The organism is Haladaptatus cibarius D43 (assembly GCF_000710615.1).
Lineage (GTDB): Archaea > Halobacteriota > Halobacteria > Halobacteriales > Haladaptataceae > Haladaptatus > Haladaptatus cibarius.
In genome coordinates this window covers 129,630-148,562 of sequence record NZ_JDTH01000002.1, presented here as the reverse complement: position 1 = coordinate 148,562, position 18,933 = coordinate 129,630, and the positions used below count along the sequence as shown (strand labels likewise).

Here is an 18,933-nt window from a genome sequence, read left to right as displayed (position 1 = left end):
CGCAAGTGGTTGTTTGGTTTGTCCCCGATCTCGGTAGGACGAGTTTCCGAAAACAGCCGACCAAATTTTGGATTGGCCGGGCGCGCTCGCGCGCCCGGCCTTCGGTGGCCTGGTGGCAACGGGCGAGCGAAGGCGGGAACGAGTGGCTCTACCACGAGTGACCGCGAGAGCGAGGGCGTGACCTAGAGTCGTGACTTCTGCAGTCACGGACTTTGCAGTTGTCGCTCCAGTTCACCAAAGCCATACTCCGAGAACTTTCTTCCGACAATCTCGCAGTCGTTTTCACTCGTCGTGTCCACTCGTCGCAGAAACGGAAGGGGCGGGATTCGAACCAGAACAAGACATTCCGGGCATGCGGCGTTCCGCCGTTCCGTGCTGTGTCTTGTAGGATTCGAATCCCTTTCTCGCTTTTCCTCGTCACGTCCGTTCCTCGCAAAAGCGGAAGGGGCGGGATTCGAACCACGCGAAGCCTGTCAGGCTCCCACCGACAAATCGGTGGTGCTCTACCACTGAGCCACCCTTCCACGATTTACACATTGGGGGGAACTATCTTTGTTATGGGCGGGCTGAAGACAGTTCATCTACGGCTTCGACGCCCACAAACAAACCGGTTGTGGGCGAGGGAAGTTCAGACCGTCAGTTCTCCGACGAGCGATTGAAGCCCCGCGGAGAGCGAAACCGTCGGCTCGTAGTCCAACTTCTCGCGCGCTCTTCGCACGTCTGCCCGACTGTGGTCGATGTCACCCTGTCTGGGTTCGACGTGGACGATGTCGGAATCCGAATCGCTGGCGTCTCGAACCGCCTCCGCGAGTTCCCGAATCGTCACGCTCTCCCCGGTTCCGACGTTGAACGCCTCGCCGGTTCGGTCGGTAACTGCCGCGCGGAGGTTGGCCTGCACCACGTCCGAGATATGGACGAAATCCCGCGTTTGGGTGCCGTCTCCTTCAATCGTAATGTTGTCGTCTCTGCTGGCCTGTTCCATGAACACCCGGACGACCGCGCTGTACTCCGGATTCTGTCGCGGGCCGTAGATGTTGAAATACCGCAGAACGACCGTCTCAAGCCCGTACAGATCGGAAAATCGCCGCGCGTACTGGTCGGCGACGAGTTTGTCGATGCCGTAGGGCGAGGTCGGCGTCTTCCGCGCCGATTCCGAAATCGGCACCGACTCGGGGTGGCCGTACACCGCCGCGCTGGAGGCGAGGACGACCCGGGCGTCCTCCCGCCGGGCGCAATCGAGGACGACCAGCGACCCGTCGCCCGTGACGGCGTGGCTTCGAAGCGGGTGTTCGACCGACTGCTCGACGCTGACCATCGCGGCCTGATGGAAGACGGTATCGACGCCTGCCATCGCGTTTCGCACGGTTCTCGGGTCGCGCACGTCGCCCTCCACGATTTCGGCGTTTTCGGGAACGTTCCCGCGATTGCCGGACGAGAAGTCATCGAGAACGCGAACCTCGTTGTCGGCAGTGAGAGCATCCACGAGGTGACTGCCGACGAATCCTGCGCCGCCAGTGACGAGAATCGTCTGGTCGGTCGGAGACGGAATCGTGGGCGAATCCGAACCGGCGATGTCGAGCGAATTGCCGGTTCGGGCGAAACTGTCGGTTCGCTCTGAGTCGCCGATTTTACCGCTCATTCCATATACCCGAGGCCGCGGAGTCGGTCTTCCACGTCGTCGAAGTCGGCTTCGACTTCCGCCGAATGTCCCGCCTGCCCATATTCGCGCTGTGAAACCGCCCGGCGACCGGGTTTCGACCCACCGTGGAAGATTTCTTTCAGCACGCGTCCGTCGGCGTCCGACGGAACCGCCTCGTCGAGCGCGTGGAGAATCGTCGGGGCAACGTCGGTCACGCTCGCGTCGGTGGCACTCGCACCCTGTTCGACGCTCGGCCCCCACGCGAGGAAAATTCCTTCCGGTCTATGGCTGGCAACTTTGCTTCCGCTATCCCGAAACACGTCCCGTGTCAGCGACACCGCGGTTTCGTACTCCGCTTTCCCTTTGACGACGAGGTCGGGGGAATGGAGGTCGGTCGGAAACAGTTCGTCGCCGTCGTGAACGTCGAGGACGCGGTTTTCGGTTTCCGGGTCGGTCAGTCCCTCGAACAGGGAACGGAGTTCGCTTTTGATTGCGGGGACATCTTCGGGCGCGACGACGCCCGGGTCGAACCGAATCGTATCGTTGACGTAGATGTTGCCTGAACCGTGAGCGAACGCGACGGTGTCCTCGAACTCCACGTCGTAGAGGTTGTGCTCGCCGGGAACCTGCGCCGCAACGGTATCGACGACGGATTTCGGCAGGTGTTCGACCAGCGACTTCTCGCTCACACCGAGCCGGGAGAGAAGTCCCTGAACGCGGTTTTTCGTCAGACCGACGCGAGCGAGCGCGCCGCGAGTTCCGTCGCCACCTTTCCGCTGGAGGTGTCCCTCGCGTTCCAGCAGGGTGTTGAGAAAGACGAATCGGGAAATCGGGCCGAAACCGTGGTCGGAGACGATGAACAGCGCAGAATCGCGCGATTCCGTGTACTCCATCACCTCGCCGAGGATGTCGTCCAGTTCGCGGTAGTGGGAGAGCAGAGCGTCTTCTTCCCAGATGAGATGCTGAAGTCTGTCCGGTGCGGTGTAAACGAAAAAGAAGAGTCGCCACTCCTCGTCCATCAGCCGACGCATCAGCTTCCTGCGGGTGTCGAGCAAGGAAGACAGTTCCTCTCGAAACTCGTCCGGCCGGTCGCGGAACTCGTCCCACGAGAGGCCGATTCGGTAGTCCGGAATCGTCTCTTTCAACTCTTTTCCGAACTCCGTCGGGTGGGAGAACCGCTCGTCCATTTCGGGCGTCATCATCCCCGTGACGAGCGTCCCGTCGATTTCGCTGGCCGGGTAGGTCATCGGCACGTTGCCCACGACGGCGGGCGAGAGGATGTCCCAAAGTTCGGGCCGTCGCACGTCCGCGCTGGTGTTCATCCGGTGGGTGTACTCCCGCTCCAACTGCTGGAAACCGTACAGGCCGTGTTTGTCGGGCCACACCCCCGTCGCAATCGTCGGCCACGCGAGCGGCGTGGCGTCCGGTGTCGTGCTCGAAAGCGGGCCGGAGGCACCCTCCTCGACCACTCGTGCGAAGTTTGGTAGCTTTCCTTCCTCTGTCCATCGGCGAATCAAGTCCCATGGGACGCCGTCCAATCCGAGGACGAACGCTCGTTCCGGGTTCGCTGTTTCCATCGACATAGCTAAAGTCACCGGGGCAGGCCGACCTGCCCATGGCTCTGTCCCTTCGCACCACCGGGGTTCGCTTTGTTATGGGCCGACTGCGGTTTTCGTGGGATTTCCTGTCCGTGGTAGGCGTGGGCTGATGGATTCGTCGTAGTCGAGTTGTGCTCTTTTTCGGAGCCGGGAGGATGGCTGTTAGTGTGGTCGTTACTACTCGATATAGGCACCGTCTACGATACCCTCACTCGGATTGTAGAGCTGGAAGTCTATTTGTCGATAGTTGTTCACCCTCTGCAGAGAGGCATTCGTTTTGATGAAGAGAAGCCTGCAACTCAGGCCTGCGAAAACGGTTTCTCGTGATGGAGTGCCGGTTGCGATTCCCGACTCCACATATCCCTCGCACGGGCACTCGCTCTTGCCACAGATTTCGGCAGGAGGAGTTTCCGAAAAGACCGGCTGACCAAAGTTGGATTGGACGGGCAGGCCAGCGGCCTGCCCGCCTTGCTGTCCTTGGCAGATTACGGGCGAACGAGGAACGAGGGACTGGAAGGAGCGTGACGAGTGAGGGCGTGTGGAGTCGTGACTGCTGCGATTGCAGTCGATTTTACTCTCACGACTACAAAATCAGTTCCAACAAAAATCACTAGACGAAGCCACAACTCACCCTTCCTAGTCCTCTACGCGAACACGCGCAGAACCCGCCGAATATCCAACAGTCCACTCGCAGTCGCCAATCCCGCCCAAACGGCCCCGCCCAACAGCACCACCGCGACCAGCGAGATCAGGCCCGAAACGAACTGGAGCGAGGCGAAGACGACCGCCGACATAGCCGCCGCGATGGCGCAGACGAATCCGACGTGGCGGAGCAATCTGGAAATCGAAAGCGACAGTTCGTGATGCACCACGGCCAAGTTGACCAGCACGTAGACGGAGTGGGTTACGACGGTTGCGAGGGCCGCGCCGACCGCGCCGAGGGAGGGAATAAGCAGGAGGTTGAGACCGAAGTTTGCCGCGGAGGTTCCACCCTTGGCAATCGCGCGCTCTCGCGCCCTGCCGAGGTAATCCAGCGCATCGCTGGTGATGAGGGTTATCGCCTGTAACACGGTGTACACCGCGAACACCTGCACGACGGGAATCGCTTCGGCGTACCCCGACCCAAACACCTGCGTCACCGCGGGGTCGGCCACGAGAATCAACCCGGCGGCGGCAGGGACGTACAGCAGGAGAACGTGCTGAAACGTCGTCTCGTACAGTCGGGCTGCCGACTCGCGTTCGTTTCCGGCCTTCTGCTCGCCGTAGGTCGGCGAGATGGTGAACCCGAGCGAGGACGCCGGGGCCTCGACGAACGCCGAGATGGTTTTGGCGAGATGGTAGTAGCCTGCCGCGGTTGCCCCGGCGATGCCGCCGACCAGAATCGTGTCGATGTACTTGTCCAAAACGTTCGCCCCCTGTGTCGCGGTGAGGGGAATGCTGTACCGCAGTACCCGTCGATTCAGTCCGTCCTCGCGCTGGCCCACTGCGTGCGTCGAGTAGAATCGTCGGTAGAGGACGCCCAGTCCGACGACCGTGGCCAGCGCGTAACTCAGGACGTACCCGACCACTGCGCCGACCGCGCCGCCGACGAAAACCACGCCGAGGATGACGAAGACGACGAGGCTGACGCTCCCTGTCGCCCGCGTTATCGCACTCCACAGCACCCGATTGTAGCCCTGAAACACGACGACGGCGAACGTCGAGAGCGAGTATACCGCGATGTAGGCACCGCCGAACACCAACAGCGGCGCGAGTTTGGGCTGATTGGCGATTCGGGCAATCGTCCCGGCGAACACCGTGAAGGCGACGAACACCAGCGCGATTGCGACGAGTCGGTATCTGAGTGCGGAGCGCAGGACGTGGGGAACCTGTCCGGGGTCGCGTTCGCGGTATTCCGTGACGTATCTGGCCGCCGATTTCGACGTGCCGAGATCCGCGAACAGGCCCGCAACCCCGAACACCGCGAGGGCACTGCCGAGCAGGCCGTACTCAGTCGGCGTCAGCAGAAACCGAGTGAGGATGACCACCAGCACACCGTTCGCGGCGATGTGTACTGTTCGAGCGCCGAGCATCGCCTTGAAGCCTTGCGCGAAGCTTTTCACATCCATTATTTGATGAGTATCTCGTCGTTATTCGATGTGGTAGAGGTCGAAGCCGCCGCCCGACTGTACCCGCGAGACGCCGGGGTGACTGTCGAGCGTTCGAAAGCCGTCTCTTGGGAACCGAAGCCCACCGAAAACGGCGATTTCCCGCTGTTTCGCCGAATCAGTGACCGGCAGATACCGTGGCTCTTCGAACGCGGTCGTGAGCCGATTCGCGGTGAAGTTCTCCTCAGTTGCGTTCAAATCACCCCCGTAAATCGCCTGTCCGCGCCAGCCTCCTTCCCTGCTCGCTTCGTACCCCAAAATTCCGTCCGAGTAGCGTTCCCCGGACGACCGGAGTCCGGTGAACAGCGCGTCCCCGCGGTTGTCGAGTGCAGTTTCGTAGCCCGTCATCTGGGACTCAGAGACGTGCCCGGAGGCTTGGTACATGTACGGCGAGTGGAACACCGTCAGTAGCGAGAGAACGAGTAGCAGGGCGAACAGTCCGGCCGCGAACGCCCCGATCGCACCGTCGCTCGAAATCCTCGTTTCGAGGGCACCGACACCACGGGCGAGCGCGATGCCGCCCAAAATCGTCACTGGAACCATCATGAAACCAAGTATTCGAAAGTGGAACTGCCCCAAACTCGCCACGAAAAATACTCCAAACAGCACTGTCAGCGGAACCATGCCGACGGCGACGTATTTGCTGAAGGCAGTCGCGTTCGTCCCGCGAACCCGGTCGAACAGGCCGCCGAGCATGAAGAGTCCCGCGAAGAGGCTGAACAGCACCCCGACGAGAAACAGCTTCAAGAACAGCAGTTGGATGCTCCCACCGAGTTGCGAGAGGCTCGCCGCGGCGTTCGCGGTGTCGGTCGCCGCCGCCGGATTTTCGAGGAGGCTCGTGATGAGCGCCGACACCGTCCCGCCCGACCGCTCGTGGAGGGGCGTCCACGCCAGAAACGCCAGCGCGAGAATCACGGTCTGTCCGTACAGCGTGCGATGACGGGCGATTGTGTGCCCGTTTCGGAACAGTCGATAGACGAACTGGACGACGACGACGCCGCCGAACAGCAAGATTGCGTTCGCGGCCTGCTGTGGATGGACGAAAACGATGGCAATCGACGCCAGCGCGAGCAGTATTCCCGCCGACGAACCGAACAGCGGTAACCGACTCCCGTCGGTTGCCGTGACGTACTTCGCCAGCAGGTACAGGACGAGCGGCAGGAACATAATCGCCTGCGAGGTCGGGTGCGGCATGGCGAAGACGCTGATTGCGTTGATGGGCAGAAGGAGGAATCCGGCCAGCGCGGCGAACGTCACGGCGCGGTCATCGACCGCGATGACCCGCGCCGTCAGTGGAACGAAGAGCAAGAAGACGAGGACGAACGCCGACACCATCACCAACAGCGCCCGTCGAAGCGGTAGTCCGGTCAGTTCGCTGATGACGACGCCGACGGTGTGCGTGCCGGGATACAGCAGGTCGTAGGGTGCCATCGACCCCGTAACGATGTCCCTCGCCCAGCCGAGATGGGTCAGCGAATCGCCCGCGCCGTAGAAGTGATAACCTCGGATAATCGGGAGCGAGACGATAGACAGAACACACATCCCACCCAGAGCGAGCGCGAGCGAGCGATACCAATCGGGAGAGGACACCGAAACTGCGATTCCGGTCAGGAGAGCGACCGCAATTCCGACCCAAAAGAGCGGGGGAGTTCCCCGGTAAATCGACAGTTCGTAGGCTCGCGCGGGTGATGTGTGTGCCACGAGAACGCCCGCGCTAAGGGCCAAAAAACCGAGAACGAGGGCGATTTTCTCCAGTCTGTGTGTAGCAGTTCGTGCCATTCGCTCGTCTCCCGCGTCGGCGGTTTCACCCTTTGTTATGGACAGCCTGTCGGAACCAACTCGACCGCTGGCCGCGACCGGATTGGACGAGCAGTTCGGTCGCGTAACCCGCCACGTCGATTTTATCCTCGATGAGTCGTTCTCGCCGCCGCTCGAACGTCTCGCGGTCTGCCTCACGAACCAGCGACTTCGCCTTTGCCACGGCGTCTCGGTCGTCCGCCGTCGAGTAGAGCAGTCCGTAGTCGGCCAGTTCGAGGAAGTTCGTCATGTCGTCCGCCCCGGCGAACGACTGCGCTCTGACGGCGGGCGTTCCGAGAACCGCAGCCTCCGTCGCCATCGTCGCCGAATCACCGACGTAGAGGTCGGCGAAGGCAAGTAGGTTGTGAACCAGATGCGGCGGAACCGGCAGTTCGTACTCCGCGAACTCCGCCGGAAGCGGGGATTCGCTCGTCACGTACACCTCGCCGTGGTCGGCGAGAAACGAAACGAGGTCGCATTTCGCGTCGTGCGAAAAGCCGGTCTGGCCCACGTCGTGCAGGGCAGACCACTGCCGAAATCGGACGAGGAAGAACGGTTCTTCCGGATTCACGCCGTGTTCTCGCAGACTGTCCGGATTCGGCGTAAATCGCTTCGGATGGAGATACGCGAGTTCGTGATAGCCGTCGTAGCGAACGTGGTTCGCGCCGAAATCGTCTCGGAACTTTCGGGGCGTGCAGATGACGTGCGCTAGCGGTGTCGTGAGTTTGTGCGACTGCGCGCCTTCGTTGTCTATCCAGACCACACTCCGCGCGCCGACTAACGGGGCGACGTGCGACACCGCAACGCCGCCGATTGCGGTCATCACGTCGGGACGAATCCGCATGGATTCGTGGAGCAGTCGCGCCTCGTAGGTCGCTTGTACGCGAGCCAATCCCGTAAGCGAGTCCGCCTTCCCGGCGAGAACCGTATGCTCAATCCCGTAGTGGTCGAGCAGGTCAAGCGCGATGTCCTTGTCACGGGCGAAGACGTGAACGTCGTGTCCGTCTTCCGACAGCGACGTGATAACGTGGCGATAGAAGTGGACGTGTGCCGGATGCTGAATAGTGATGACAACCTTCATTGTACGACCGTTTCGTAGACGCTGTGGATTCGTTCTCCCATCCGTTCGAGGCTGATGTCGCGGACGTGTTCGCGCCCGTTCGACCGTCGCGGGTCGGAAAGCACGTCGACCAATCCGGCGACGAGTTCGCCGTCCGAAGAACAGACGTGCGAGGGCGATACGTCCAACAATCGGTCGCGCACGTCCCCCACGTCCGTCGTCACGACCGGCACGTTACAAGCCATCGCCTCCTTCACCGAGTTCGGCGAGCCTTCGCTTTTCGAGGGGAGCAACAGCACGTCCGCGGCGTTGTAGTAGTTCGCCATCTCGTCGTGTGACACGCCGAATACGCTCTGGAGTTCGACCTGTCCGTCCACCCGTTCCGCAGTTTCGGCGACGACTCGCTCCGCCCGCGGGAAATCCTTCACTTCACGAGTGGGTGGATACGGAAAGAGAATCTGTTTTTTCTGGTCGCTCCAGCCGACCTTCTCCCGCGCCTCCGCCGTCGGCATCGGCGCGAACCGCGAGAGGTTGATTCCATGGGGGATGACGTGGCAATCGCTGTCGAGTTCCTCGGCCATTCCCTCGGACATCACGATGACCGCATCGCAGTGGCGAGCACAGCGTTTGCTTAGCCACCCGTACTCGCCGAGGAGGTCTGACCCCCACAGCGAGAGGACGACCGGCAATCGCGGTTGGGCCAGCGCCATCGGCGCGGTGAGTCCGTAGTTCGCGTGAATCAGGTCGTATTCGCCGAGCGAGTTGCGCATGACGGTCGGAAAAAACCGCAGATAATCCGTCGGCGACCGTCGGGTCACGGAATCGTCGCGGGCGCGGTGAATACCGGTCGGGGAGAGCGTCTCCCCTTGGACGCCGAACTCGCGGAGCACGCGAACCTGTTCGTTGAAAAAGCGCGCATCCGCGTTCGTCACGAGGTTTAGTACTCGGAGCGAAGATTCCGTGTCGGTACGCGATTGCATAGCTCCCCTCGTCACAGTGGGCGAAACGTCGCCGGAGAACCGTTTTGTTATCCGCCGCTTTATCGACTCGTCCAGCGTGACAGGGCGGTCGTACCCACGTCCCGGAAATTCACGCCTCGGAGATGCGAATTCAGGAAATTCGAATCCCGGAAACCCGTCCCCCGTCATCGTCTGGACACCGCCGCGGTTCGTTCTATCGATTCCGTCGCCGGAACCGCTTTCGTCGCAACGTCTACGATAACGTCGGTCAGGTTCACCTTGTCCGCGAGATACGAATCGCGCCGCTCGCGGAGGCGTTCCTTCGCGAAATCGTCCGCGAGGATGGCGAGCGACCGGGCTAACACGTCCTCGAAATTACGGAAGTTGTCGATGAGTCCCTCGCGTTCGAGTTCGAGGAAGTTGCCCATATCCGACTCGCCGACGAAGGAGTTCGACCGAATTGCGGGCGTTCCGAGCAGTGCGGCCTCCGTCACCATCGTCTGGGTGTCCGCGACCAGCAAGGACGCCTCCGCCAGCGCATCGTGTAGTCGTGCCGGATGGAGGTCGAACGACCGGGAATCGCCGGGTGCCGGATTGCCTCCCTCGTCCGAAACGAACACCGTCGCGTGTTCCGAGAGTGCCGAAACGAGTTTCCGACGCTTTGCGGGCGTGAATCCCGAATGGCCGACGTCGTGGTGCGAGCCGAAGGCGTTGAATCGAACGATTGCGAACTTTTCGTACGGTTCGACACCCAACCGTTCCCGAATGGTCGGGTCGGGTTCGTACACATCGGGGTGCAGATAGGCGAGTTCCTTGAAGCCGCGAAACTCGTAATGTTTCGCCCCGAGGTCTTTCCCGAACGTGTGCGGCGTCAGGAACGTGTTCACGAACGGACGGGCGACGGCGTGGTCGATGGTCGTCGGTTCCGAATCCGCGACGACCACGACCGGCGTTCGCGTCAGTGCACCCGCGTGGGCCGCATACGACCCGACGCCGAAGATGAGTTCGGGGTCGTACTGCCGGGCGCGCCGGAAGATTTCGAAGTAATGCTCCGGGAGTTCGCGGAACAGCGAGAGCTTCGTCGTCCCGCACTGGCCGTAGATTTCGTGGGGCAGGTCGTGATATTCGAGCAGGGCGCGGGTACAGCCGTAATCGCGCCCGAGGACGAGTACGTCGTGTCCACGCTCGCGCAGGGTTTCCACCGCGTGTCGATACAGGTGGACGTGCGCGGGCGTGTTGGTGAAAAACAGGTATCTCATCCCCTGACGAACTGGTAGGCTCGTTTCGCGGCATCCATGGTTCTGCCACTCGATTCGACGAGGTAATAGGGAACAAGGTCGGCCCCGAACTTCGCTTTGTACCGACAGAGCCGTTCCGTGTTCGCCCCCATCAGGTCGTAAGTGGTCACCGATTCGACCGGTGAACCCGACACGATATCCTTGATGATATGCCAGTGGACGAGGCTGTTCACGCTGGTTCCCTCGTAAACCGCTCTCGCGCCGCCCTGCCAGAAGTACGCCGCGTCGTTGGAGTACAGAGCAGTAATGCCGCTCAAATAATTCCCCGACGAATCCCGGGCCACGTAGGTCTGGGCGTGGTCGTCCAGTCCTTCCCACAGGTCGCGGACGTACTCCCACGACAGACCGAGGGTTTCGCCCTGCTCGTCGTATCGCTCGATGGTGTCCGAATACACCTCGCGCGCACCTTCGAGTCCCTCTTTCTCGACGCTCACTTCCAACTCCTTTGCGTCTCGAATTTCCCGTCGGAGGCTCTTGCTGAACGATTTTTTCACCGCGTCAGCCGTCGTCGCTTCGAGGTCGAGATGGTACGTGAAGTACGGTTCCACGTCCAAATCGCCCCAGACGTAGGGGCGCGGGTCACCGTAAGCGGTTCCACAGAGCATTCGGAACAGGGTCAGGCCGGATTCCATCTGTTCGCCCACGCGCTGTGCGACCGGGGAATCGAACCCGACGCGAGCGAGTTGCGCGGTGTAGTCGGTTCGAATCCGGTCGAGCACCGTTTCGGTGAACTCGCGGTTTACTTTCTCTTGCTTCCGTCGTTTCGGACTCGTCGGCATCAGAATCGGCCCGAGTCGCGGTATCGCCAACCCCGGCGGCGGCGAGAGCGCGGCGGTTCCGAGCGGGCCGTTTCTGACGACGACCGGAAGCAGGGCAATCGCTTGCTGTCCTTTGAACCCCCCGTACAGGCGAAGTTCTCCCGCCGTGTGGCGCTCGATAGCGGCGAGCGCGTCGGGGAGGTGGAACACCTCAAACCCGCTTTTGGGGAGATGGTCTTCCCATTCATCGAGGTCTAAACGTTCGACTCTCATTCGTCTCGCCAGTCGATAGCGCCGGTTTTCACTTTGTTATCCTCCACCTGCTTCGAAAAAGGGTGCCCAGAACTCGCGTCAGGCGGTGGCTACGGCCCGTGTAGGCCCGCCGTGCCGGTCGGTTTCGTGGATAGGGGAGAGAGCCTATCACAGAGGTCTCCCGGCGGGCCGACCCACGCACCGCGTTCCAGCGCCCCCTCGATGAGCTTTCGATACAGTCGGCGGTGACCGGGGAACTCGTCCGCAAACATGCGAGGGTGCCAGAGAATCGTCATCACCGCGTCGTTTTCCGCGGCTTCGTCCAGCAGTTGCTCGCAGGTATCCCACGCCGTCTCGAACTTCGTTCCGGGGTCGGCCACCGCGATGTCCATCATCGTCAGCGGGAAGACGAGGAAATCGTCGTCGAAGGGTCGTTTCACCTCGTAGCCGTGCTGAAAACCGTATTCGCTGCTCGACCCGAGCGTCGCATCGTATTTCAGCCCGATTTCGCGGTGGTGATTCCACGTCGATTCGTTCCGGTTGAGATGATGCTGGCGGCCGCCGCGAATCGTGTGTCCTAATGCGGCTTCGAGCGCGGTTTTCTGCTCGCGGAGGGCGTCGGGGTCGTCGTAGGAATCGTAGGAGCCGTGAAGCCCGACTTCCCACCCGCCGTCGTCCAACTCGTGAAGGACGTCCAGAATGTCGGTGTCGAACAGGTCGTACCGGCCCAGATGTTCTATCCAGTAGCGCGGCGTGAGCCACTCGTCTGGCGATTTTTTGAAAATCGGCTCCTCTTGGAGGAAGTAAAACGCCGAGCGAACGCCCAGCGACTCCTCTAACTCCATTATCTCCTCGAACTGCCACCACGGGTTGACACCCGGCAACAGCCCCGTGAGATGGCGAGGGTTTCTATTCGAAAATGCGTAGTAGGGGGCCTGTATCCCCTTGTACGGCCTATCCACGTCGTGCGTTAAACACAGTTCGAACTCATATCCCGGTAGCATTGGCAAGCACCTCCACGATTCGTTCAGCAGCGTTCCCGTCGCCGTAGGGCGCGGGCTTCTCGTCCGGTTTCGTCGCATCGCGCATCGCACGCCGGATCGCTTCTCCGTCGGCACCGACCAGCGTGTTCCATCCGCTTTCGACCGTTTCGACCCACTCCGTCTCTTCGCGGAAGGTGACACAGGGCGTGTCGAGGAAGAACGCCTCTTTTTGCACGCCGCCGGAGTCGGTCGTCACGACGGCCGCCGAATCCAGCAGGGCGACGAACTGGCGGTAGCCGACGGGGTCGGTGAGCGTCAGTTCCCGCTCGGCCAGTTCGTACAGACCGAACGCTTCGAGACAGTCCACAGTTCGCGGATGCGCTGGCAGGACGACCCGTCTCGGGTCGTCCGCCAGCGCGGAGAGGATGGCCTCCAATCGCTCCGGGTCGTCGGTGTTCGTATCCCGGTGAACCGTCGCCAAGACGAACTCCTCCGCTGCGATTCCAACATCGGAGAGGACGCTTTCGTCCGCTCGCTCCCGCGCCCACAGCAGGGCGTCGTATCCCACGTCGCCCGTAAAGTGGACGCCCTCCGTGATTCCCTCGCGTTCGAGGTTGTCGAGCGCATCGGGGGACGGCGCGAGCAGGAGGTCACCACCGTGGTCGGTGAGAACGCGGTTCGTCTCCTCCGGAATGTCGCTTCCGCTCCGCATTCCGGCTTCGACGTGGGCCAGAGGCGGTTCCATCTTCGAGGCCGCGATTGCCGCCGCGAGGGTAGAGTTGGTGTCGCCGTACACGAGAACCACGTCGGGGTTTTCGTCCTCGATTTTCGTCTCCAGTCCGGCGAGCATCTCCGCGGTCTGTTTTCCGTGCGATTTCGAGCCGACGCCGAGGTTGTAGTCCGGGCGCGGAATCGACAGTTCCTCGAAAAACACCTCGGACAGCTCTTCGTCGTAGTGTTGGCCGGTGTGAACGAGAACTTCCTCGTGGTCGTTCCGCTTCCTCCGCAGTTCGCGCGAAACGACGGCGGCCTTCACGAACTGCGGGCGCGCGCCGACGACGGTCAGTACTTTCATTCGTCGTGCACCTCCCCGCCGTCCCGTGGTTTCCACTCGTCTTGTTCTTGCCAGTCGCGCTGTCCCTTCCAGTCGTCCTCCATCTCGCCGTGAACTTCCAACTCGTCGCGTTCTTCCAGTCCCTCGTTCGCGTGCCTGTCAAACGTCATCGCAAGCACGATACAGAGGCCACCGAGGAGTGTAGCCGAAAGGCCGTCGTTCGTTTCGCGCTGCTTTCGAAGCAGGGTGAGCAGGCCTGCGCCCGTCCCCAGCGCACCGAGACCGTACAGGAACGCGAGTGGGTGGAAATCCCTGACGAGGTATTTTGCTTTGAGTCGCCAGAGGAATCCCCACAACAGCAGCGCGGACAGTTTCGGCACGAACGTCGTGTACCGAATCGTGCTTCGTTCGTCGCCGTACACGGCGGGCATGGTCACGTCGGCAACCCGCATGTCGTGGACGTTCAATCTGACCAGCAACGCATTTGCGAAGCCGTAATCGTCGTAGACGGCTTCGATGTCCAACTCGGAGAGCGCCCGTCCCGAAATCGCGGTGTAGCCGTTCTGCGGGTCAACCATCCCCCAGTAGCCGCTTGCGACCTTCGTGAGAAAGGTCAGGAGCCAGTTGCCGAAACTCCGCCACGTCGACATTCCTTCGCGGAATCCCGGCGTCGAAAGCCGGTTTCCTTTCGCGTAGTCGGCGCGGCCATCGACAATCGGTTGGATGACGCGGGCCAGCATGTCGGGTTCCATCTGCCCGTCTCCGGCCATTACCGCGGTCACGTCGATTCCGTCCTCCCGAGCGCGACAGTAGCCGGTTTTGATGGCCGCGCCGACGCCCCGATTTGCCGAATGTCGAATCGGGACGACGCGCTGGTCGAACGGAGAATCGGTGTCGCCACCGTCGGTAATCGGAACTGTCCGCCCGGCGTGAGCGCGGATTTCGTCCCACGTTTCGTCGGTCGAACAGTCGTCTACGGCGTACACCCTATCGACGAACTCGGGCACGGTGTCGATGACGCGTCCGACCAATCCTTCCTCGTTGTACGCCGGAATCACGACGGCGACGGTGTGTCCCTCGTACATTCAGTCACCTCCGATGGTGTAGACTCGATGATTCGACCACGACAGGTCGAGAGCGTCCCGGCCGTCCACGACCACCATCGGGTCGAATCCGGCCCAGTCGATGCCCGCGAACTCGTCGTGGTTGGTGACGAGGATTGCGGCGTCGAACTCGTACTCGCCGAGGGATTCGAGCGCGACGTTCGTCGCGTCGAATCCCGAGATGTCATCCAACATGGGGTCAACGGCGAACACCTCTGCACCGCGTTCCGTGAGGTCTGCGCAAATCGGCTTTGCGGGGGTCGCCCGCGTTTCCTCTACACCCGGACGATACGTCAGTCCGAGGACGAGCACTCGCGAGTCCGACACCGGTTTTCCTTCTTCGGCCAGCAACTCCGCGGTCTTTTCGACCGTGAAGGCGGGCATGGAATCGTTCACCTCGCGGGCGGTTCGCAGAAGCGGGAACTCCGCGTCGAACTGCTCTACGAGGAAGTACGGGTAGTACGGAATGCAGTGCCCCCCGACGCCGGGCCCCGGTTTGTGGATGTCACAGAAGGGCTGGGTGTTCGCCGTTTCGATTGCCCCGTTGACGCTGATTCCGGCGTCGTCGGCGATTTTGGCGAGTTCGTTCGCCAGCGCGATGTTCACGTCGCGGTAGACGCCCTCGAACACTTTCACCGCCTCCGCGGTCGTCGCATTCGGCACGGGAATCACGTCGTTGTCGGTGAGTTCGCCGTAGACGAGTTCCGCAACGCGGGTGCTTTCGTCGTCCACGCCGCCGACGACTTTCGGGTAGGCTCCGCGAATGTCCTCCAAGGCGCGCCCGCTTGCGGTTCGTTCCGGACAAACTGCGACGCCGAACTCCTCGCGCGAAAGCCCGCTCTCGCGCTCCAACAGCGGGAGCAGTTCGTCGCGGGTCGTCCCCGGCGGAACCGTGCATTCGACCACGACGAGGTCACCCGGTTCGAGTCCTTCGGCGATGGCTTCGGCCACCGACTGAAGGATGGCGAGGTCGGGTTCGTTCGAATCCGTAATCGGCGTCGGGACGATGACGACGTGAATCGCGGCCTCGTGTGCCGCTTTCGTCGGCGATTCGACTGCTCGAAGCGCCCCCGACTCGACCGTCTCGGAAACGAGTTCGGGGAGTCCGGGTTCGCGCTTGACGTGGCAGTCGCCGCGATTGATGGCGGCGACGACTTCGGGGTCGATGTCCGCGCCGACGACGTTGCCGCAGGTTTCTGCGTACACCGCCGCGAGGGGCAGGCCCATCTTGCCGAGGCCGTACACCGCGACCGGGACGTTTCCCGAACGGAACGCTTCGCGCTGGTCGTTCGCGTCAACGTCGCTTCCGTAGAGCGTTTTTGCTTCCCGTAGGCTCACCCGAGATGCACCTCCTGTTCGCGTAACCCCGACGCCAAATCGTCGATTTCCCGCGCGACTTCGAGGACGCGAAGGCCGTCCTCGCCGGTCACGACCGGCGTCGAACCCGTGGTTACACTTCGAACGAACGAGCGAAGTTCGTTTTTCAGCGGTTCGCCGTTTTCGACGGTTGGCCGTTCCACGATGCTCTCGTGGCGGTAGCGCAGATCGCCGTTGTCCTCGATGTATTCCGGCATGGAGTGGCGGTGAATCTCCACCGACTGATTGGTGTAATCGACGTTCACTCGGCACTCTTCGGCCGTAATCGAGAGTTTTCGAACCTTTTCCTGCGTCACGCGACTCGCCGTCAATCCGGCGACGACGCCGCCGTCGAACTCGATGTTCGCGCTGGCGTAGCGGTTGTCCTGCGTTCCGATCGCGGTTACCGAGGTGATGTCGTCGTCCACGATGGAGAGCAGCACGTCCAAATCGTGAATCATCAAATCCATCACCGCGCTCACGTCCACGGCCCGGCCCTCCGGCGGCGGGCCGAGTCGCTGTGCGTCGATGGCGATGATGTCGAGCTCGGAGACGATTTCCGAGAGGGTTCGAATCGCCGGATTAAACCGTTCGATGTGGCCGACCTGTATCGTGACACCCGCGTTCTCTGCGCGTGCGATGAGGTCTCGGCCTTCCTCCGGTTCCGCGACGAACGGTTTTTCGACGAGGATGTGAACGCCACCTTCGATGCACCGTTTCGCCGTCTCGTAGTGATAGGGCGTCGGAACGGCGATGGAGGCGATGTCCGCTTCGCGGATTGCTTCCTCCATACCGACCGCCTGCGACCCGTGGTCGCGGGCGGCTTCGGATGCTCGTTTCTCGTCCACGTCGTGAATGCCGACGAGGTTGACCTCCGGCAGTTCGCTGTAGACGCGGGCGTGATGGCGACCCATACTTCCAACGCCGATAACGACCGCGTTGATTGATTCACTCATAACTCGTAATCACGGATGCAATGGTTCGCACGTCGTCGCTCGACAGCCCCGGATGAATCGGCAACGAAAGCACTTCTTCCGCGGCCCGCTCCGAAATCGGGGCGTCGTGTTCGACGTGTCGGTACGCTGGCTGTTCGTGGATGGGCGTCGGATAGTAGACGCCGGTTCCGACGCCCGCCGATTCGAGATACTGCTTCAGACCCTCGCGGTCGTCCGTGCGCACGGTGTACTGATGGTAGACGTGCCGCCGGTCGTCCGGTTCGACGGGGGTCGTCACGGACGACCCCCGGAGTCTGTCGGAGAGGTACGCCGCGTTCGCGCGTCGGGTTTCGTTGTACTCCGGCAGGCGCGACAACTGCACGCGACCGATTGCCGCGGCCATGCTCGTCATGCGGAAGTTGTGGCCGAGACGAACGTGGTCGTAGCCACCTCCCGCGGTTCGGCCGTGGTTGATAAAACTCGCCGCGCGCTCGGCCACGTCTCTGCGGTCGGTCGTCACCATCCCTCCTTCCCCCGTCGTCATGTTCTTCGTCGGATAGAAGGAGAAACAGGCCGCGTCGCCGAACGACCCGACTGGTTGCCCGTCGAACGCCGCGCCGTGCGCTTGGGCGGCGTCCTCGATGAGCGGAATGTCGTGCGTTTCGGCGATGTCTTCGAGATGGCCCATGTTCGCTGGCAAGCCGTAGAGGTGAACCGGAAGAATGGCGTCCGCCTCGTGTTCCCGCACCGCCTCCTCCGTGGCGTAGGGGTCTAGCGTGTACGTCGCCGGGTCGATGTCGGCGAAGACGGGTTCCGCCCCGGCCAGTCGGATCGCGTTCGCGCTGGCAACGAAGGAGAACGGCGAGGTGACGACCGTATCCCCCTCTCCGATTTCCAGCGCGGCGAAGGCGGCGTGGAGGGCGGTCGTCCCGTTGCTCGCGGCGACGCCGAACTCCGCCCCGCAGAAGTCGGCGAACTCCGATTCGAACGTCCTGACTTCGGGGCCGTCCGCCAACTGTCCGCTTTCGAGACAGTCGATTGCCGACTCGATTTCTTCTGCTCCCAGTTCAGGGTCGGCGATAGGAATCAAATGTCGTTTCCTCCCGTAAGCGACTCGGGGAGCGGACGGTGTTCGGCGGGTGCGCCGACCGCGAGGGTTCCGGGCGGAACGTCATCTATCACGACGGCACCCGCTGCGACGAAAGAACCTTTGCCGACCGTAACGCCGGGCAGGAGCGTGGCGTTCGCGCCGATTGAAACGTCGTCCTCGATTGTCGGGCCTTCGAGTTCGAACGAGCGTCGAATCGGGTATCTGTCGTTCGTGAACGTCGCCGACGGCCCGATGAACACGCGTTCTCCGATGGTGGTGTTCGTCGGCACGTAGACGTTCGTCTGCATACTCACGCGAGAGCCGATGGTCGTCTGTCCGTCGATGACCGCGTTCGTTCCGACGACGACTTCGTCGCCGATACTCGTCTCTTCCCGGACGAGCGCACCGTGGCCGGTCGAAAACCCGTCACCAATCGTTACGTCGTCGTAGATGACGGTTCCCGACCGGATGGTCGCATCGTCGCCGATGACGGGGTCGGTCGAGTCCTCGGAGTAGGCGTAGCCGACTGTCGCGTCTGCATGGACGCTTCGGTCTTGACTCTGCGGTTCGGTCACCGATGACCACCCCTGTCGGGACACGGGTCGCAGGGCGTGTCAGTGGTTAGTAGTGAGTTCATAGGTTGGGTCGTGGATAGCCCGTTTCGGCCGTGAGAACGGCGAACAGGCGTTATTCCCTCCATGCCTACCAGTCCTCTTTGTTATACGCTCCTTGGCGGGTGGTAGTTCGAGACTAGCCCCGACAGCGGCAGTTGAATCGCCGTAATCTACGTTTCGGGGCCGAAATGACGGGATATACGCCGACTGTCCGTCTGTATGGCGACGCTACCCCCGAACAGCACCGTGGTAACAAAGTGTAGCAGTGGCGATAGCCGGTATATGCGGTG

The 18,933-nt window shown here is 61.9% G+C and carries 15 protein-coding genes and 1 tRNA gene; all 16 read right to left on the bottom strand.

All coding sequences use genetic code 11. The annotated features are described in order from the left end of the window. Positions 1-439: 439 nt before the first annotated feature. Positions 440-524: transfer RNA gene (locus HL45_RS05920), tRNA-OTHER, on the bottom strand. Between the two features lie 104 nt (positions 525-628). After that, positions 629-1,639, bottom strand: a complete 1,011-nt coding sequence (locus HL45_RS05915) for an NAD-dependent epimerase/dehydratase family protein (protein WP_084156811.1) — start codon at positions 1,637-1,639, stop codon at positions 629-631. Further along, positions 1,636-3,222 carry an alkaline phosphatase family protein gene (locus HL45_RS05910; RefSeq protein WP_049970227.1) on the bottom strand — a complete coding sequence of 529 codons (1,587 nt, stop codon included), beginning with the start codon at positions 3,220-3,222 and terminating at the stop codon, positions 1,636-1,638. Before HL45_RS05910 ends, HL45_RS05915 begins: the two co-directional genes overlap by 4 nt. A 659-nt stretch (positions 3,223-3,881) precedes the next feature. Next, positions 3,882-5,345, bottom strand: a complete 1,464-nt coding sequence (locus HL45_RS05905) for a flippase (protein WP_049970226.1) — start codon at positions 5,343-5,345, stop codon at positions 3,882-3,884. Between the two features lie 21 nt (positions 5,346-5,366). Beyond that, positions 5,367-7,163 (bottom strand): hypothetical protein, encoded by a 1,797-nt coding sequence (locus HL45_RS05900; protein WP_049970225.1) that lies wholly within the window; start codon positions 7,161-7,163, stop codon positions 5,367-5,369. Between the two features lie 25 nt (positions 7,164-7,188). Next, the gene (locus tag HL45_RS05895) at positions 7,189-8,262 is read right to left on the bottom strand and encodes a DUF354 domain-containing protein (RefSeq protein WP_049970224.1); all 1,074 of its coding nucleotides are present in this window, start codon (positions 8,260-8,262) and stop codon (positions 7,189-7,191) included. Continuing rightward, entirely contained in the window at positions 8,259-9,221 is a 963-nt protein-coding gene (locus HL45_RS05890; protein WP_049970223.1) for a glycosyltransferase family 4 protein, read from the bottom strand. Before HL45_RS05890 ends, HL45_RS05895 begins: the two co-directional genes overlap by 4 nt. A 164-nt stretch (positions 9,222-9,385) precedes the next feature. Next, positions 9,386-10,459 carry a DUF354 domain-containing protein gene (locus HL45_RS05885; protein WP_049970222.1) on the bottom strand — a complete coding sequence of 358 codons (1,074 nt, stop codon included), beginning with the start codon at positions 10,457-10,459 and terminating at the stop codon, positions 9,386-9,388. Next, the gene (locus tag HL45_RS05880; RefSeq protein WP_049970221.1) at positions 10,456-11,529 is read right to left on the bottom strand and encodes a GNAT family N-acetyltransferase; all 1,074 of its coding nucleotides are present in this window, start codon (positions 11,527-11,529) and stop codon (positions 10,456-10,458) included. Before HL45_RS05880 ends, HL45_RS05885 begins: the two co-directional genes overlap by 4 nt. Before the next feature lie 89 nt (positions 11,530-11,618). Beyond that, entirely contained in the window at positions 11,619-12,512 is an 894-nt protein-coding gene (locus tag HL45_RS05875) for a polysaccharide deacetylase family protein (protein ID WP_049970220.1), read from the bottom strand. After that, positions 12,496-13,566 carry a non-hydrolyzing UDP-N-acetylglucosamine 2-epimerase gene (gene wecB / locus HL45_RS05870; protein ID WP_049970219.1) on the bottom strand — a complete coding sequence of 357 codons (1,071 nt, stop codon included), beginning with the start codon at positions 13,564-13,566 and terminating at the stop codon, positions 12,496-12,498. The genes HL45_RS05875 and wecB overlap by 17 nt, the downstream gene beginning before the upstream one ends. Then, on the bottom strand, positions 13,563-14,630 hold the full coding sequence (locus HL45_RS05865; protein WP_084156810.1) for a glycosyltransferase family 2 protein: 1,068 nt from the start codon (positions 14,628-14,630) through the stop codon (positions 13,563-13,565). Before HL45_RS05865 ends, wecB begins: the two co-directional genes overlap by 4 nt. Then, positions 14,631-15,986 (bottom strand): nucleotide sugar dehydrogenase, encoded by a 1,356-nt coding sequence (locus tag HL45_RS05860; protein ID WP_049970218.1) that lies wholly within the window; start codon positions 15,984-15,986, stop codon positions 14,631-14,633. Next, positions 15,983-16,960 carry a Gfo/Idh/MocA family protein gene (locus HL45_RS05855; RefSeq protein WP_049970217.1) on the bottom strand — a complete coding sequence of 326 codons (978 nt, stop codon included), beginning with the start codon at positions 16,958-16,960 and terminating at the stop codon, positions 15,983-15,985. The genes HL45_RS05860 and HL45_RS05855 overlap by 4 nt, the downstream gene beginning before the upstream one ends. Beyond that, the gene (locus HL45_RS05850; RefSeq protein WP_049970216.1) at positions 16,953-18,029 is read right to left on the bottom strand and encodes a DegT/DnrJ/EryC1/StrS family aminotransferase; all 1,077 of its coding nucleotides are present in this window, start codon (positions 18,027-18,029) and stop codon (positions 16,953-16,955) included. Before HL45_RS05850 ends, HL45_RS05855 begins: the two co-directional genes overlap by 8 nt. Further along, complete coding sequence (locus tag HL45_RS05845; protein WP_049970215.1) at positions 18,026-18,604, bottom strand: acyltransferase; 579 nt, start codon at positions 18,602-18,604, stop codon at positions 18,026-18,028. The genes HL45_RS05850 and HL45_RS05845 overlap by 4 nt, the downstream gene beginning before the upstream one ends. Positions 18,605-18,933 lie beyond the last annotated feature (329 nt).

Bases quoted from the DNA above. Each gene is read 5' to 3' on its own strand.
- HL45_RS05915 (WP_084156811.1), bottom strand. From the start codon at position 1,639: ATGAGCGGTAAAATCGGCGACTCAGAGCGAACCGACAGTTTCGCCCGA.
- HL45_RS05895 (WP_049970224.1), bottom strand. From the start codon at position 8,262: ATGAAGGTTGTCATCACTATTCAGCATCCGGCACACGTCCACTTCTAT.
- HL45_RS05865 (WP_084156810.1), bottom strand. From the start codon at position 14,630: ATGTACGAGGGACACACCGTCGCCGTCGTGATTCCGGCGTACAACGAG.
- HL45_RS05890 (WP_049970223.1), bottom strand. From the start codon at position 9,221: ATGCAATCGCGTACCGACACGGAATCTTCGCTCCGAGTACTAAACCTC.
- HL45_RS05885 (WP_049970222.1), bottom strand. From the start codon at position 10,459: ATGAGATACCTGTTTTTCACCAACACGCCCGCGCACGTCCACCTGTAT.
- HL45_RS05905 (WP_049970226.1), bottom strand. From the start codon at position 5,345: ATGGATGTGAAAAGCTTCGCGCAAGGCTTCAAGGCGATGCTCGGCGCT.
- HL45_RS05910 (WP_049970227.1), bottom strand. From the start codon at position 3,222: ATGTCGATGGAAACAGCGAACCCGGAACGAGCGTTCGTCCTCGGATTG.
- HL45_RS05900 (WP_049970225.1), bottom strand. From the start codon at position 7,163: ATGGCACGAACTGCTACACACAGACTGGAGAAAATCGCCCTCGTTCTC.
- HL45_RS05855 (WP_049970217.1), bottom strand. From the start codon at position 16,960: ATGAGTGAATCAATCAACGCGGTCGTTATCGGCGTTGGAAGTATGGGT.
- HL45_RS05880 (WP_049970221.1), bottom strand. From the start codon at position 11,529: ATGAGAGTCGAACGTTTAGACCTCGATGAATGGGAAGACCATCTCCCC.
- HL45_RS05875 (WP_049970220.1), bottom strand. From the start codon at position 12,512: ATGCTACCGGGATATGAGTTCGAACTGTGTTTAACGCACGACGTGGAT.
- wecB (WP_049970219.1), bottom strand. From the start codon at position 13,566: ATGAAAGTACTGACCGTCGTCGGCGCGCGCCCGCAGTTCGTGAAGGCC.